Below are 14,453 nucleotides of genomic sequence, written 5' to 3'. Positions count from 1 at the left end.
AGTCTGGCTTGCGGGAAAATTTCTGACGCCTGACATGGTATTTCTTTCTTTATCAACCATGCTTAAGACGAAGACAATTCAATCACTTCAGCATCACCGAAGCGGCAACGTCACTCGAGTCGAGAATCCTGAATGCGCCATGCACCTATCTCCTTAGCTGCAGCCACGGCAATTTTTATGCTGGGCGTTTTAATCATCAATTTACAGGTTTGGTATTCTGCACGCGCTGACAGCCTTGCAGGGGCGCACTATGTCGTGCGAAACATGAACGTCATTCTTAAAGAAGCCCGTCATGCTGCCCAGATAGCAATGCAGCTTGCTGAGAATGAGTGTGATGCTGAAGGACAGTATCGGCTCGGTACTGAAGCGGCATTACAACCTCATCTGAGAACGATCGTTATTCTGAAACAAGATGCGGTCTGGTGCTCCTCTTTACCGGGAAATCGCGTGTTGCTGGTTAACGGCTCAGCGCTGCCTCAGGCATCATTGCTACTTGTTCCATCAAAAAGTACGGTCAACGGCCTGCCGGTTCTCTTATACCAGACAAACCATGCCGGAAGCCGAATCATGGTGAGCATCAGCGACAGCCATATCCGGGATGCGCTGAATATGCCATTACGTGGCGTGGCGTATTCACTGCAAGTCGGCAATCGTCGTTTAGGCCAATCCGGCGATGTGTTGACGGCACCCCATGCAAACAAAGATGTACTGACGGTAAAAGACGCTGATTATCCCTTCGCGATTCAATTTAACGCTCCGCCTCTTTTTAGCCTGACGAGATTATTCGACCAGGCCGGTGGGGTGCTGTTATTTCTGCTGCTCATTTCCTCTCTTCCTGCTTATCTTTTGCAACGCTATCTCTCTAAGGATATATCGCCTGAAGATTCACTGCGCACTGCCATCTACCGAAATGAAATTATTCCCTATTATCAACCCGTCGTGAGTGGAAAAGAGGGCACCTTGCGCGGTGTAGAGGTGCTGGCCAGATGGAAGCATCCGCAATCCGGGTTTATTTCTCCCTCGTCGTTTATTCCTCTTGCTGAAAAATCAGGGTTAATTATTCCATTAACCCAAAGCTTAATGCGTCAGGTTGCAATGCAGATGAATTCAATTTCTACGCTGCTGCCGGAAGGATTCCATGTAGGAATTAACTTCAGTGCGTCTCATATCGTGGCCTCTACCTTTTTTGAAGAGTGTCTGAATTACAAGCGCAGCTTTGTGCAACAGGATCTGAACCTCGTCGTTGAGGTGACCGAGCGCGAGCCCCTCCACGTAGATGAACAACTCGTTAAGACCCTGAATGAGCTGCATAACAACGGATTTACAATTGCGCTGGATGATTTTGGAACGGGCTATTCTGGCCTGTCCTACCTGCAGGACCTGCACATTGATTACATCAAAATCGACCAAAGCTTTGTTGCCAGAGTGAATGCCAATGAGGATTCCACCCTGATCCTGGATTCGGTACTGGAACTGGCAAAAAAACTATCAATCCGTATTGTGGCGGAAGGGGTTGAAACCCAGCAACAGCTTGATTATCTCATCCGCAATAACATCACGTTTTTACAGGGCTACTTCTTCTACAAACCCGTTCCCTTTAAGGAGTTGATAAAAATCCTTTTGTCGAAGCCAAAGGTTAAAGTGAGGGTGGAGTGACGTTTTCCCAGTTGTCTGCATTTCCCGCCTGATATATGCGTAAGTAGCGTATAATGCGGCGTCGAAAACTGCTTAACAATCCTCTGGCCGGTACTATGACCCTCAATCGCTTTTGTTATTTACTCCTGATCTTTGCTGCAATCGGCAGCCTTTTTGCCTCTAACCCTTTGGCTATGTGGTTTCTGCTGATCAATGTGCTGACGATGGCTATGTATGGCGCCGATAAACGGGCAGCGCGTAAGGGTATGCGCAGGGTACCGGAAGCCACGCTGCTGGTATTTGGCGTAACCGGCGGCTGGCCTGGCGCGATTGTGGGCCAGCAACTCTTTCGCCATAAAACGCAAAAGCAGCCCTTTAAAACCTACTTTTTCTTAAGCATTGTCGTTAGCATCGCCGTGATGGCGGCGGTTTACCATTTCTCGCCTGTTTCTTCTTTATGAGCGTATTGACATCAGGTTAACTTGAGCTTTTAAGATGTCAGCACCACGTTGATAAAGGAGTAACATCTTAAAATGAAAGACATTGATGTAGGTTTCACTCATGTCGCGTTTATGGTCAGGGACCTGGAAAAGAGTATTGCCTTCTATCGTCGCTATGCCGGTATGGAGGTCATTCATTTACGTGAACCCGACATGCCTGATGCAAGAAAAGTCGCATGGCTTAGCGACCATACCCGTCCTTTTGCACTGGTTCTTGTTCAGGCCGATACCGTGACCGACACGCCGCTGGGCAGCTTCGGTCATCTGGGAATTGCCTGTGCGACCCGCGAAGAAATTGACAGAAAAACCGCGATGGCCACCGCTGAAGGTATGCTAAGGAAAGCGCCTGTGAATGTAGGCGATCCCGTCGGATACTATGTCTTTTTTGCCGATCCCGATGGAAACACGTTAGAGCTGTCATTCGGACAGCGGGTCGGTCTGGAAGCGATCCGAACGGCCAGTCGGAATAAATAAAGCGAAGATACGTTAGCAACAGGAAACAGACCGCGTCGCGCGTCGTTAATTGATCCTCCATCACTGCCAATAGTAGTAGGATTATTCTTAAGTTGTTGCTGTTTTTTGCACAATCTGAATAATACGTGCAACACCACGGACGATAACATCCCATGAAAATAGTCTCTATTACGCTGGCAGTGCTGGCGCTTTTTTCTGCGCCTGCCTGGTCCGCTTTTCAGGAGCGGGAATATAATACCTGGTATATGAAAAATGCGGTGCTTTATGATATGACGCAGACATCGGAAGGTTATCCCGTCATGGTGAGCGTATCCCAGCCCGGGAGGAAATCCGCTAATTTGCTGGTCTCATATATTACGGAAGGGCGCTGTGGTGAGAATAATCTGCCACTCAATTTGAATGGTAAAGTTCTTCCCGCCAAATATCATTGTGTTCAGATAGGGAAAAACAGAATTGAACATTTTTCAGTTGTGGATGCGGACAGCGTCAATGGCATGGTGACGCATTTGAAATCTGATTTCACTATTCTCCTGCAAAACGATATCAAAATTTGGGCGGCAAATATCAAAACGCCAAAATACGGGCTGGCACCGAGATTCTGACGATGAAATGTCTGTCTCACGACAGGTATTATTTCTATCATGGTAATCATTTATGAAATAATAGTGTCATGGTGTTATTAATCAAAATATGGAGTAAGTGGCCCTGTTTTTTTACGTATTGAAATGGACTGTATGCTAAACGGTACGAAACCGCACAAATAATCCTTACTGACATTATGGATAAAGCTCGCTACCAGACTTACGCTTGCTAACGGCGTTTTAGTTGTTCAGCACATCTTTATTGGTAAGGAGTAGAAAATGTCACATCCTAATAGTCTGGATTTGCTAAGCCGTAAAGAAGGAATGTGTTTGTTAGAGCAAAGCATGGGTTTTGTCTGGCAGGCAGCACTTCGGGCTGTCGCAGTATTAGGCGTTGCAGATCGTCTGGTTGAAGGAAAAAAATCCGTTACGCAACTGGCGGAGGAGCTTAATGTCGATGGCGACTATCTTCATCGGATCATGCGCGTATTATCCTCTCGTGGAGTGTTCAACGAACTGTCCGAAGCTGAATATAGCCTTAGCCATTCAGCACAGTTCCTGTGTTCTGAGCATGAATTTTCATTGCGTGCGGCGGTGCTCATGCTGACAGACCCAACATTCTGGCAGCCAGCGGCTAAAATGGATGAGATATTGCAAGGCAAACCTGTTTTTAATGATTTGTTTGGCAAGCCTTTTTACGACTACTGGCAGCATGATGACACGATGACTGACAGCAACATTTTTCATGCGGGTATGGCCTCTATGTCATCCGTAGAGAATGAAGTCATCGCCGATAGCTATTCGTTTCCTCAAAATGCTATCGTTGCCGATATTGCCGGTGGGCTGGGTAATTTATTGCTGGCTGTTTTACGCCGAAATCCGACCTTAACAGGGATCCTGTTCGATCAAAAAGACGTGCTTGCGCGGAATCGACTGTACCTGTTAAATGACAATCGTCGATGGAAGGCAGTTGAGGGTGACTTTTTTGGAGCCTGTCCTGTAGCTGATATTTACCTGCTTAAATATATTTTGATGGACTGGCCTGATGAGAAAGCGGTTCAGATACTTCAATCGTGTAGAAATGCAATGAAAGAAAATTCCCGATTATTAATTTTTGAACCACTTATCAAAAAAGAAAATAATGAGCAGGGACGATTTGAAATTGACCTTCTTCTTTTAACAAGCTTTGATGGAGGGCGGGCAAGAACGGAGTCTGATTATCAGACCTTGTTTGAAAAGACCAGTCTGAAGCTAAACACTATAATAGACACCCGTTCGTATCTGTCGATTTTAGAAGTCGTACCTGTCTGAACTACGTAAATTATATTCACAAAGCGAGTGTCCTCATTCCGTTTTACCGGATTCCTGCTACGCTTGTCTGTTGTATCAGGAGCATGAGCATGATGAACAAAGACGAACAAACAGGTTTAGTGGGGCTGGCGATTGGGGCCGCCGTCATTGGGCTGGTTTCAGCGCAGAAACCGATCCATCGCAACAGTATTGTCGATGAACTGGTCAGGCTCGGCAGGCAAAAAGGCGATGGTGTAGAAGACGAGGTTTTCGTCAAGGCCGCCGAGCTGGTGAGAAAAGGAGTATAGCCTATGGCTGAATGTCGTAATGCGCAGTGCCATTGCGGTGCGGTGGCCTTTACCGTTGCGCTCACGGATGGCCTGAATACCGCGCGGCGCTGCAGCTGTTCCTTTTGTCGCATGCGGGGCGCGGTCGTCGTCTCTGCGCCGCTGTCAGGGATTACCGTGACCAAAGGTGAGGATAAGCTCACGGAGTACCGCTTTAACACGGGGACGGCACGGCACTTTTTCTGCTCGGTGTGCGGGATCTACACGTTCCATCAGCGGCGTTCCAATCCAAACGAATACGGCGTGAACGTTGCCTGCTTCGAAAACGTCTCACCGTTCGATTTTCCTGACGTGACGGTGATGGACGGGGTTAACCATCCCTCGGATGGAGACAGCGGGGTGTTTGGCTACCTCTCTTTTCGCAAGAAAGGGACAGTTGAGGCGTAATTGCCGCCTGGCCACTCTGTAATCAGCCTGGCTATAGTGGAGGGTGGTTATCTGAAACAGGAGAAACTATGCTCTGTGTTGAAAAAGACGATCCGCGTGAGGCCCCTGAATCAGGTGATAAAAAGCCTCAACCCGTGAAAAAATAACGCGAACTGCGCGTTTACCCGCCACCGGCACTGCTGGTGGCTTTTTATTTCCGCGGGAGCAATATTAACCACCATCGAGGTGGTTCAACACAGCGCCGAGATGACCGACAATATCAGCAAAATCAAAAATTAACGCCATCCAGATGAGCGCTAAAAGAGTAAGTACGGCAACGGATACACGACCAAACAACGCTGTTATCCCTTGTGATGAAAAGGTTATCGTCTGAGTTTAACCAGCTTTCCCTCAACTTACCCTCAACCACACGATTCCAGAACCTGTTTTTTGTGACGAGTTTCAAAAAAGGGGGGGAGCCCGCATCATCATGCGGGCTCTGGCAATCAGAACTGGTAAACCAGGCCCAGTGCCACGACATCATCCGTGCCGATGCCGTTGTTTTTGTAGAAGTTGTCATCTTCATCCAGCAGGTTGATTTTGTAATCAACGTAGGTGGACATGTTTTTGTTGAAGTAGTAGGTCGCGCCGATGTCAGCGTATTTAACCAGATCCTGGTCGCCCTGGCCGTTACCGAGGTCCTTACCTTTAGACTGCAGGTAGGAAAGGGACGGACGCAGGCCGAAGTCGAACTGGTACTGTGCGGTCACTTCGAAGTTCTGGGTTTTGTTGGCAATACCGCCGCCCGAAGTGCTGTCAGTGGAACCGTATGGCGTCATATTGCGGGTTTCAGAGTACATTGCCGCCAGGTAGATATTATTAGCATCATATTTCAGACCCGCGGTCCATGCGTCCGCTTTATCGCCGCCCGCATATTGAGATGCAGCACCAGTGCCTGCGATCACCTGGTCATTAGTACGATCTGAAGAGGTATAGGCTGCCCCTGCGGTAATCCCCATGCCGAAGTCATAGGTGGTAGAGATACCGAAGCCGTCGCCGTTTTCGTGACGCATGTCGCGACCGTTGTTGGTGCCTTCCTGATTGTTGCTGGCATCTTCATTTTTGCCCTGATACTGCAGCGCGAAGTTCAGACCCTGCACCAGACCATAGAAGTCGGTGTTACGGTAGGTAGCCACGCCGTTGGCACGGCCGGTCATGAAGTTGTCGGCTTTGGTGTAGGAGTCCCCGCCGAACTCAGGCAGCATATCGGTCCAGCCTTCTACGTCGTAAAGAACACCGTAGTTACGACCGTAATCGAAGGAGCCATAATCACCCACTTTGATACCGGCGAAGGCCAGACGTGTCCAGGACTGGTTATCAGACCCTTCGGTGTTATTAGCCTGAATGTTGTATTCCCACTGCGCGTAGCCGGTCATCATGTCGTTGATCTGGGTTTCGCCTTTGAAGCCCAGACGCATGTAGGTTTGATCCCCGTCAGCGCCTTTATCGTCGGAGAAATAGTGCAGACCATCTACTTTTCCGTACAGATCTAATTTGTTGCCGTCTTTATTATAAATCTCTGCTGCATGAGTTGCGCCAGCCATTAACAGAGCCGGAATCATCAGGGCCAGTACTTTTCTTTGCATTATGATATTCCTTTGCGGTTGTTTTTATTTAATTACCTGTTGAACTTCCTGAATGAGAAAGTTGTCTCATGCTAAATCACTCCTGAGTAAGAGTAATAAATTATAATTGTTACGAACTAAGTAAAATCTAAACCGAATAAATCAACGGTAATAGTCATTGGTTTGATGAATGTCTTAATGCAAAGTATATAAAATTAAAATTATTAATCAGGCGTTAAGTAAGCTATTCTTGGCGGCGTTATATGCCTTTAAGATTATTTATCCATAATTCGCGTGAATATTATTTAGGAAACTAAATAGATATTTAATGATTATCTGGATTCGCCCGGTGTGAATACACCGGTTTTTTTTATGGCAAAAAAAAGCCCGGACACGCCGGGCTGAGAAACTAGTCGCTGGTCGATTTTTCGGCTTTACCCGCCAGCTGCGCCAGGAAGTCATACCGTTTTTGCAGATCGGCCGCGGCGTCTTTCCATAGCTGTTCGGCCACTTCCGGTTGCTGCGCGTTAAGGCGGCGGAAGCGCTGTTCCTGCATTAACGTCTCGGCCAGGGCATCTGACGGCGGACGTGAATCCAGCGCCAGCGGTAACTTACCTTCGTCCGCACGGCGCGGGTCGAACCGGTACAGCGGCCAGAAGCCGGTCGCGGTCAGCTGTCGCATTTGATCGTGGCTGAGTGCCAGGTCGTAGCCATGCTCTTCACACGGGCTGTAGGCAATGATCAGCGACGGGCCTGGATACGCTTCCGCTTCCTGGATAGCCTTCACCGTCTGGTTAAGCTGGGCACCCAGCGATATTTGTGCGACGTAAACGTGACCGTACATCATCATGCTCACGCCGAGATCTTTACGTGCCTTGCGTTTGCCGTGTTCACCGAATTTCGTGACTGCGCCAAGCGGCGTCGCTTTCGACGCCTGACCACCGGTGTTGGAATAACACTGCGTATCCAGAACCAGGATATTGACGTTTTCGGTCAGGCTCAACACGTGATCCAGTCCACCGAAGCCGATATCGTAAGCCCAGCCGTCACCGCCAATCAGCCAGATTGATTTTTCAACCAGCGCGTCCGCGTCGGTCAGCAGCTGTTCAGCGCCCGCCACGCCCTGAAGCGCCTGACGTAGCTCAGCAACCTGCTCACGACGTACCTCTGGCGTCGCGTCCGCGTGAAGCGCGTCATTGAGCCCGGCGGGGATCTGCCCGGCAAACTGTTCCAGCAGGCGCATCACGCGTGTGCGGTGCTGGTCAACGGTCAGGCGGAAGCCCAGGCCAAATTCGGCGTTGTCCTCGAACAGCGAATTTGCCCACGCAGGACCGCGACCGTTGGCGTCAGTGGTGTACGGCGTGGAGGGCAGGTTACCGCCATAGATAGACGAACAGCCGGTAGCGTTGGCAATCAGCATCCTGTCGCCGTACAGCTGGGTAAGCAGCTTGATATACGGCGTTTCACCGCAGCCTGAGCAGGCGCCGGAGTATTCAAACAGCGGCGTGATCAGCTGTGAAGTGCGAATATCAATGCGTTCCAGTTTGCTGCGATCGATTTCCGGCAGATTCAGGAAGAAGTCATAATTAACCTTCTCCTCTTCAACATGCTCCAGACGCGACATCATATTGATGGCTTTGATCTCCGGGTTCTGCCTGTCTTTCGCCGGACAGACCTCGACGCACAGGTTACAGCCGGTGCAATCTTCCGGCGCGACCTGCAGAACGTATTTCTGTCCTCGCATATCGCGTGATTTCACATCCAGCGAATGCAGGCTGGCCGGCGCGGCCTCCATCTCTTCCGGTGACACCACTTTGGCGCGAATGGCAGAGTGCGGGCAGGCCGCTACGCAGTGGTTGCACTGGGTACACAGCTCTTCCTTCCAGATGGGGATCGCTTCGGCGATGTTTCGTTTTTCCCAGCGGGTGGTGCCCATCGGCCAGGTGCCATCTGGCGGCAGCGCAGAGACGGGCAGGGCATCACCCAGCCCGGCCAGCATCGCCGCCGTCACGGTCTTCACGAAATCAGGCGCCGCATCGGACACGACTGGAGGGCGGTTCGGGCTTGCGGCATCGACCGGCTGCAGCGGCACCTCGAACAGCGACTCGCGCGCCAGCGCCAGCGCCTGCCAGTTACGTTCGACCAGCTCCTGGCCCTTGCTGCTATAACTTTTGGCAATCGCGCCCTGCAGTTCCGCCAGCGCGCTGTCGCCCGGCAGGATATTTGTCAGATGGAAGAAGGCCATCTGCATAACGGTATTGATACGCGCGGCAAGGCCACATTCGCGGGCAATTTTCGCCGCGTTCACTACAAAGAAACGGGCTCTTTTCTGGTTTAGCACCGCCTGCACTTCCTGCGGCAGGCGCGACCAGACCTCATCTGCGCTGTATGGCGTATTCAGGAGGAAAATACCGCCAGGCTTCAGGCGCTCGGCCATCTGGTATTTATCGATAAACTGCAGCTGGTGACAGCCAACAAAATCAGCCTGAGAAATAAGATACGCAGAGCGGATGGGCTGTTCGCTCACCCGTAGATGGGAAACAGTCAGACCGCCGGCTTTCTTGGAGTCATAGACGAAGTACCCCTGGGCGTACCACGGCGTGGAGTTCCCGATGATTTTGATGTTGTTTTTGGTCGCAGAGACGCTGCCGTCACTGCCCAGACCATAGAACAGCGCCTCGAGTTTGGCGGTTGAGGGCAGGGTGTTTTCCGGCAACGACAGGGACAGATTCGTCACATCATCATAAATGCCGACGGTAAAACGCGGCTTGGGCTTCGCTTCGCTGAGCTCGTTGAATACCGCCAGCACGCAGTCCGGACCGAACTCTTTGGAGGACAAACCATACCGCCCTCCGATAACGCGCGGCAGCGTTTCACGTTCGCCATGATTAAAGGCTTCGGCCAGGGCCGTCATCACATCCAGATACAGTGGTTCCGCCTGCGCCCCCGGCTCTTTGGTGCGATCGAGCACCGCAACGGTACGCGCGCTCTCCGGCAGTGCCGAAAGCAGATGTTTCGCCGAGAACGGCCGATAGAGACGCACTTTTAGCACGCCAACCTTTTCGCCGCGCGTCAGCAGCTCGTCAACAACTTCCTCGCAGGTGCCAATGGCAGAGCCCATCAACACAATGACCCGTTCCGCCTGCGGATGGCCGTAATACTCAAAGGGTTTGTATTCCCGACCGGTCGCGGCGGCAAAGTCATGCATCGCCTGTTCAACATGGTCGTAAACCGCGTTGTACCACGGGTTCGTGGCCTCGCGGGACTGGAAATAGGTATCCGGGTTCGCCGACGTGCCGCGAATCACCGGGTGTTCCGGATTCAGGGCGCGGGCGCGATGCGCGTCGATATCCGCCTGCGGGAGGAGATTCAGGATTGTCTCGTCAGCTAGCGGGACGATTTTGTTAATTTCGTGAGAGGTGCGGAAACCGTCAAAGAAATGAATAAACGGCACCCGGCTTTTGAGCGTGGCGATATGCGATATTAAAGCAAAGTCCTGGGCTTCCTGAACGCTGCTGGCGCACAGCATCGCGCAGCCGGTCTGGCGTACGGCCATCACGTCTGAGTGATCGCCAAAGATAGAGAGCGCGTGGGTGGCAACGGTCCGCGCTGCGACGTGCAGAACGAAAGGGGTCAGTTGCCCGGCGAGTTTGTACAGCGTCGGGATCATTAACAACAATCCCTGAGAAGAGGTAAACGACGTGGAAAGCGCGCCGGTCTGAAGCGCGCCGTGCACCGTGGCAATCGCACCGGCTTCAGACTGCATCTCAACTACTCTCGGGACATCGCCCCAGACGTTTTTTAACCCGTTACCCGCCCAGGCGTCTGCCTGCTCAGCCATGGTCGAACTTGGCGTAATCGGGTAGATGGCGATAACTTCACTGGTGCGAAACGCGACTGAGGCAACTGCACCATTACCGTCAATAGTTTGCATAGGACAACACCCTTACATTGCGCAAAAAATAGGGGTCTGTATAACGACGACAAACCCTGAATATTATCTGTGTATTCTAGCAAACGGGGGATTTTACGATTTTCGCTTTTGTGTCCTCGGTATTCTCGCCATCAATGAGTAGATCAAACTTTTGGCGAAAAAATTGCGAGAAATTGTTTCTGGAGCGCATAAATACGCACTTCCGCTCTCGACGACACGGGATGGGATGCCTATTATGCATAGGTTTCGCATTATTCATGGGGGAGAGAGCATGCGCTCAGCATTTTGGGTAGGGTGTGCCGCATTATTGTTGTCGGCATGTAGCAGTGAACCCGTTCAGCAGGCAACGGCAGCCCACGTGGCGCCGGGAATGAAGGCGGCGATGTCCAGCTCGGGTCAGGCTAACTGCGCGATGATTGGCGGCTCGCTGTCGGTTGCCCGCCAGCTTGATGGTTCTGCGATTGGGATGTGCGCCTTGCCAAACGGCAAACGCTGTAGCGAACAGTCGCTTGCCGTTGGAAGCTGCGGTAACTACTGATTATTCTACACGCTTAAACATCAGCGTTTTATCGGCTGTCGCCAGCGTTAACTGGTCTTCCGTCAGGTCGACCTGCGCCCCTTTGCGCAGCATATCGCCGATGGCCTGATCCAGCTCATTCAGCTGCGGTTCAGTACAGAGCTTGCGCGTCATGGCCAGCGTTTTCACTTTAAGCTCGCCTTCGGACAATTTCCCCTGTCCGTTGAAGCGGTTACACATCTGGCCAGAAACGCTGATGTTATTCACCAGGCTGATATCAGGCAGGGCACTAAAACTGATCTCAGGTTGCGTTGTCGCGGTCTTAACGGCCTTACCGTTCACATTTTCCAGCACAAAGCGGTGGTTCTGAAGTTGCTCTGGCTGAACGGAGGCTTTACCCGGATTAACGCACCCGGTAAGGACAAGACTGATAACACTTAACGCAATGAGCTTTTTCATTTTTCTTCTCAAACTATAAATACTGTGAATCTTTTTCCAGTGTAACGATACTCTGCCGTGCGTTAATGGGGTTTATCTGAAAGTGCGGGGTGGGGGGAAGGAGACGGGCAACGCTGCGGTTGCCCGGGATGAAGTTAATGCGATTTAAACCCTGCTGCCGTCATCAGCATACGGAAGAGCATACTGACCGCAGCCAGCGCCAGTACGCTGCCGCCCCAGATAATGGCCAGCCACAGCAATCTTTTCCAGACCGGTTGTTGCATCAGTGATAACCCTCCCCATGCTGAACTTTGCCGCGGAAAACGTAGTAACTCCAGAAGGTGTAGACCAGAATTACGGGAATGATCAACAGCGCGCCGACCAGCATAAAGCCCTGGCTTTGCGTCGGTGCGGCGGCCTGCCACAGGGTGATCGACGGTGGAATAATATGCGGCCAGATGCTGATCCCCAGCCCGCTAAAGCCGAGGAATATCAGCCCCAGCGTCAGGATAAACGGACGGCTATGGCTGGCTGGATTATTCAGGCAGCGCCACTGGTACAGGCTAAAAATCACCACCAGAGCAGGGACGGGCAGCAGATAAAACAGGTTCGGCAGCGTAAACCAGCGCGCGGCGATGGCCGGTTGCGCCAGCGGCGTCCAGAGGCTAATGGCGGCAATAAACGCCAGCAGCACGATTAACAGTGTTTTCGATACTTCACGCATCCGCTGTTGCAACGCGTTTTCGCTTTTCATCACCAGCCAGGTTGAGCCTAACAGCGCGTAGGCCACCACCAGGCCCGCGCCGCAGAACAGGTTAAACGCGGTAAACCAGTCAAAGGGGCCGCCGGTATAGGCCCGGCCGGTGACGGTAAAGCCGTTAATGACGGCGCCCACCGTCACGCCCTGGGTAAACGTCGCCAGAATGGAACCACCTATAAACGCCTTATCCCAGAACGGACGGTGCGCCGGCGTGGCTTTAAAGCGAAACTCAAATGCCACCCCGCGGAAAATAAGTCCGATCAGCATTAATGTCAGCGGAATGGTCAGGGCATCAACGATGACCGCATAGGCCAGCGGGAATGCGCCGAACAGGGCGGCACCGCCCAGCACCAGCCAGGTTTCATTCCCGTCCCAGACCGGCGCGACGCTGTTGACCATCACGTCGCGATCGTCGGCGTTTTGCGTGGCCGGGAACAGAATGCCGATCCCCAGATCAAAACCGTCCATCACGATATACATCAGCGTGGCAAAGACGATGATCACAAACCAGATAATGGAAAGATCGATACCCATTATGGCTGCTCCTTATGTTCAGTTGTGACGGCAGAAAGCGGGCGCGCCGGACGTCCATCGGACTCGGTGGCGAAAGACTCATGCGGCTGCGGGCCTTTTCGGATGAGGCGCACCATATAGCTGTAACCCACGCCGAATACCGAGGTGTAAACGACGAAGAAGGCCAGCAGGCTCACGCTCATATGCAAATCACCATGGGCAGAAACCGCATCCTTCGTTCGCTGAAGCCCATAGACCACCCACGGCTGGCGGCCCACTTCGGTGGTGATCCACCCGGCCAGAATGGCAATCAGCCCGGATGGCCCCATCAGCAGCGCAAACCACAGGAAAGGGCGTGATGAATAAACGCGCTTTTTATAGCGCAGCCAGAGTGCCGTTACCCCAAGCAGCAACATCAGCATGCCCAGGCCCGCCATAATGCGGAACGACCAGAAGACGATGGTGGAATTCGGGCGGTCTTCCTTTGGAAACTCTTTCAGCGCCGGAACCTGTTTATCCAGACTGTGCGTCAGAATAAGGCTGCCGAGCGCGGGGATCTCCAGTCCAAAGCGGGTGCGCTCCTGCTCCATATCCGGCCAGCCAAACAGCAGCAGCGGGGTCGGCTCACCCGGCGGGTTTTCCCAGTGGCCCTCAATGGCGGCGATCTTGGCGGGCTGGTGCTTTAAGGTGTTCAACCCGTGCATATCGCCAACCAGGGCCTGGATGGGGGCGACAATCAGCGTCATCCACAGTGCCATCGAAAACATTGCCCGGATGGCGGGGGTATTATTCCCGCGCAGCAGATGCCATGCCGCGGATGCGCCGACAAACAGGGCGCTGCTCAGGAACGCGGCTATCGACATGTGCAGCAGGCGGTAAGGGAAGGAGGGGTTAAACACCACCGCGAACCAGTCCACCGGCACCACCTGACCGTTGACGATCTCGTAGCCCTGCGGGGTCTGCATCCAGCTGTTTGAAGATAGGATCCAGAAGGTAGAGATGATGGTCCCCAGCGCGACCATGCAGGTAGCGAAGAAGTGCAGCCCAGGCCCCACTTTGTTCCAGCCGAACAGCATTACGCCGAGGAATCCGGCTTCGAGGAAGAAGGCGGTAAGCACTTCGTAGGTCAGAAGCGGGCCGGTAATACTGCCCGCAAACTGTGAAAAGCCGCTCCAGTTGGTGCCAAACTGGTAGGCCATCACCAGCCCGGAGACCACGCCCATGCCAAAGTTGACGGCAAAAATCTTCGACCAGAAATGGTACAGTGAGCGCCAGACCGGATTTTTTGTTTTCAGCCACAGCCCTTCGAGCACGGCAAGGTAGCTTGCGAGACCAATGGTGATGGCCGGGAAAATAATGTGAAAGGATACGGTAAAGGCAAACTGTATCCGCGCAAGGTGAAAAGCATCTAAACCAAACATGCACAGCCTCAATGTCAAACGGTGTGCTGTTATGGTATAGGGGCGGAGATCG

15 protein-coding genes are annotated in these 14,453 nt (G+C 52.3%); 9 read left to right on the top strand and 6 right to left on the bottom strand.

All coding sequences use genetic code 11. The annotated features are described in order from the left end of the window. Nucleotides 1-132: 132 nt before the first annotated feature. The 8 genes from F3J31_RS01670 (at nucleotide 133) to F3J31_RS23335 (ending at nucleotide 5,360) form a co-directional block, all read left to right on the top strand. A complete protein-coding gene (locus F3J31_RS01670; RefSeq protein ID WP_167210944.1) occupies nucleotides 133-1,656 on the top strand; it encodes a cyclic diguanylate phosphodiesterase in 1,524 nt (507 codons plus the stop codon). Between the two features lie 95 nt (nucleotides 1,657-1,751). After that, nucleotides 1,752-2,096 (top strand): DUF1294 domain-containing protein, encoded by a 345-nt coding sequence (locus F3J31_RS01665; RefSeq protein ID WP_167210941.1) that lies wholly within the window; start codon nucleotides 1,752-1,754, stop codon nucleotides 2,094-2,096. A gap of 72 nt (nucleotides 2,097-2,168) precedes the next feature. Continuing rightward, entirely contained in the window at nucleotides 2,169-2,609 is a 441-nt protein-coding gene (locus tag F3J31_RS01660) for a VOC family protein (RefSeq protein ID WP_167210938.1), read from the top strand. 152 nt (nucleotides 2,610-2,761) lie between these two features. After that, nucleotides 2,762-3,211 carry a hypothetical protein gene (locus F3J31_RS01655; RefSeq protein ID WP_167210935.1) on the top strand — a complete coding sequence of 150 codons (450 nt, stop codon included), beginning with the start codon at nucleotides 2,762-2,764 and terminating at the stop codon, nucleotides 3,209-3,211. A 258-nt stretch (nucleotides 3,212-3,469) separates the two neighbouring features. Then, nucleotides 3,470-4,501 carry a methyltransferase gene (locus F3J31_RS01650; RefSeq protein ID WP_167210933.1) on the top strand — a complete coding sequence of 344 codons (1,032 nt, stop codon included), beginning with the start codon at nucleotides 3,470-3,472 and terminating at the stop codon, nucleotides 4,499-4,501. An 89-nt stretch (nucleotides 4,502-4,590) separates the two neighbouring features. Further along, complete coding sequence (locus F3J31_RS01645; protein WP_023616678.1) at nucleotides 4,591-4,788, top strand: hypothetical protein; 198 nt, start codon at nucleotides 4,591-4,593, stop codon at nucleotides 4,786-4,788. 3 nt (nucleotides 4,789-4,791) lie between these two features. After that, nucleotides 4,792-5,214, top strand: coding sequence for a GFA family protein (locus F3J31_RS01640; RefSeq protein ID WP_167210930.1), 423 nt, complete (start codon nucleotides 4,792-4,794; stop codon nucleotides 5,212-5,214). A 68-nt stretch (nucleotides 5,215-5,282) separates the two neighbouring features. Then, complete coding sequence (locus F3J31_RS23335; RefSeq protein WP_223239581.1) at nucleotides 5,283-5,360, top strand: hypothetical protein; 78 nt, start codon at nucleotides 5,283-5,285, stop codon at nucleotides 5,358-5,360. Nucleotides 5,361-5,699: 339 nt separating this feature from the next. Here the strand turns inward: F3J31_RS23335 and ompC are convergent, their stop codons facing one another. Then, the gene (ompC, locus tag F3J31_RS01635) at nucleotides 5,700-6,839 is read right to left on the bottom strand and encodes a porin OmpC (RefSeq protein ID WP_167210926.1); all 1,140 of its coding nucleotides are present in this window, start codon (nucleotides 6,837-6,839) and stop codon (nucleotides 5,700-5,702) included. Nucleotides 6,840-7,227: 388 nt separating this feature from the next. Then, entirely contained in the window at nucleotides 7,228-10,752 is a 3,525-nt protein-coding gene (nifJ, locus tag F3J31_RS01630) for a pyruvate:ferredoxin (flavodoxin) oxidoreductase (protein ID WP_167210924.1), read from the bottom strand. 271 nt (nucleotides 10,753-11,023) lie between these two features. Here nifJ and F3J31_RS01625 point away from each other — a divergent pair, with 271 nt between their 5' ends. Beyond that, on the top strand, nucleotides 11,024-11,290 hold the full coding sequence (locus F3J31_RS01625; RefSeq protein WP_023312003.1) for a DUF333 domain-containing protein: 267 nt from the start codon (nucleotides 11,024-11,026) through the stop codon (nucleotides 11,288-11,290). On the opposite strand, the gene hslJ is transcribed toward F3J31_RS01625, so the two are convergent. The 4 genes from hslJ to F3J31_RS01605 form a co-directional block, all read right to left on the bottom strand. Further along, the gene (hslJ, locus tag F3J31_RS01620; protein WP_048029814.1) at nucleotides 11,291-11,728 is read right to left on the bottom strand and encodes a heat shock protein HslJ; all 438 of its coding nucleotides are present in this window, start codon (nucleotides 11,726-11,728) and stop codon (nucleotides 11,291-11,293) included. It abuts the gene before it with no gap. Between the two features lie 134 nt (nucleotides 11,729-11,862). Continuing rightward, on the bottom strand, nucleotides 11,863-11,991 hold the full coding sequence (locus F3J31_RS01615; protein ID WP_008501283.1) for a DUF2474 domain-containing protein: 129 nt from the start codon (nucleotides 11,989-11,991) through the stop codon (nucleotides 11,863-11,865). Then, complete coding sequence (gene cydB / locus F3J31_RS01610) at nucleotides 11,991-13,001, bottom strand: cytochrome d ubiquinol oxidase subunit II (protein WP_048029815.1); 1,011 nt, start codon at nucleotides 12,999-13,001, stop codon at nucleotides 11,991-11,993. The genes F3J31_RS01615 and cydB overlap by 1 nt, the downstream gene beginning before the upstream one ends. Further along, the gene (locus F3J31_RS01605; protein WP_167210922.1) at nucleotides 13,001-14,401 is read right to left on the bottom strand and encodes a cytochrome ubiquinol oxidase subunit I; all 1,401 of its coding nucleotides are present in this window, start codon (nucleotides 14,399-14,401) and stop codon (nucleotides 13,001-13,003) included. The genes cydB and F3J31_RS01605 overlap by 1 nt, the downstream gene beginning before the upstream one ends. Nucleotides 14,402-14,453: the final 52 nt, after the last annotated feature.

The organism is Enterobacter sp. Acro-832, assembly GCF_011752745.1.
Lineage (GTDB): Bacteria > Pseudomonadota > Gammaproteobacteria > Enterobacterales > Enterobacteriaceae > Enterobacter > Enterobacter quasiroggenkampii.
This window is presented reverse-complemented; position numbering and strand designations above follow the sequence as displayed.

Coding starts and splice junctions, on each gene's coding strand:
- F3J31_RS01670 (WP_167210944.1), top strand. CDS start 133: ATGCGCCATGCACCTATCTCCTTAGCTGCAGCCACGGCAATTTTTATG.
- F3J31_RS01665 (WP_167210941.1), top strand. CDS start 1,752: ATGACCCTCAATCGCTTTTGTTATTTACTCCTGATCTTTGCTGCAATC.
- F3J31_RS01660 (WP_167210938.1), top strand. CDS start 2,169: ATGAAAGACATTGATGTAGGTTTCACTCATGTCGCGTTTATGGTCAGG.
- F3J31_RS01655 (WP_167210935.1), top strand. CDS start 2,762: ATGAAAATAGTCTCTATTACGCTGGCAGTGCTGGCGCTTTTTTCTGCG.
- F3J31_RS01650 (WP_167210933.1), top strand. CDS start 3,470: ATGTCACATCCTAATAGTCTGGATTTGCTAAGCCGTAAAGAAGGAATG.
- F3J31_RS01645 (WP_023616678.1), top strand. CDS start 4,591: ATGATGAACAAAGACGAACAAACAGGTTTAGTGGGGCTGGCGATTGGG.
- F3J31_RS01640 (WP_167210930.1), top strand. CDS start 4,792: ATGGCTGAATGTCGTAATGCGCAGTGCCATTGCGGTGCGGTGGCCTTT.
- F3J31_RS23335 (WP_223239581.1), top strand. CDS start 5,283: ATGCTCTGTGTTGAAAAAGACGATCCGCGTGAGGCCCCTGAATCAGGT.
- ompC (WP_167210926.1), bottom strand. CDS start 6,839: ATGCAAAGAAAAGTACTGGCCCTGATGATTCCGGCTCTGTTAATGGCT.
- nifJ (WP_167210924.1), bottom strand. CDS start 10,752: ATGCAAACTATTGACGGTAATGGTGCAGTTGCCTCAGTCGCGTTTCGC.
- F3J31_RS01625 (WP_023312003.1), top strand. CDS start 11,024: ATGCGCTCAGCATTTTGGGTAGGGTGTGCCGCATTATTGTTGTCGGCA.
- hslJ (WP_048029814.1), bottom strand. CDS start 11,728: ATGAAAAAGCTCATTGCGTTAAGTGTTATCAGTCTTGTCCTTACCGGG.
- F3J31_RS01615 (WP_008501283.1), bottom strand. CDS start 11,991: ATGCAACAACCGGTCTGGAAAAGATTGCTGTGGCTGGCCATTATCTGG.
- cydB (WP_048029815.1), bottom strand. CDS start 13,001: ATGGGTATCGATCTTTCCATTATCTGGTTTGTGATCATCGTCTTTGCC.
- F3J31_RS01605 (WP_167210922.1), bottom strand. CDS start 14,401: ATGTTTGGTTTAGATGCTTTTCACCTTGCGCGGATACAGTTTGCCTTT.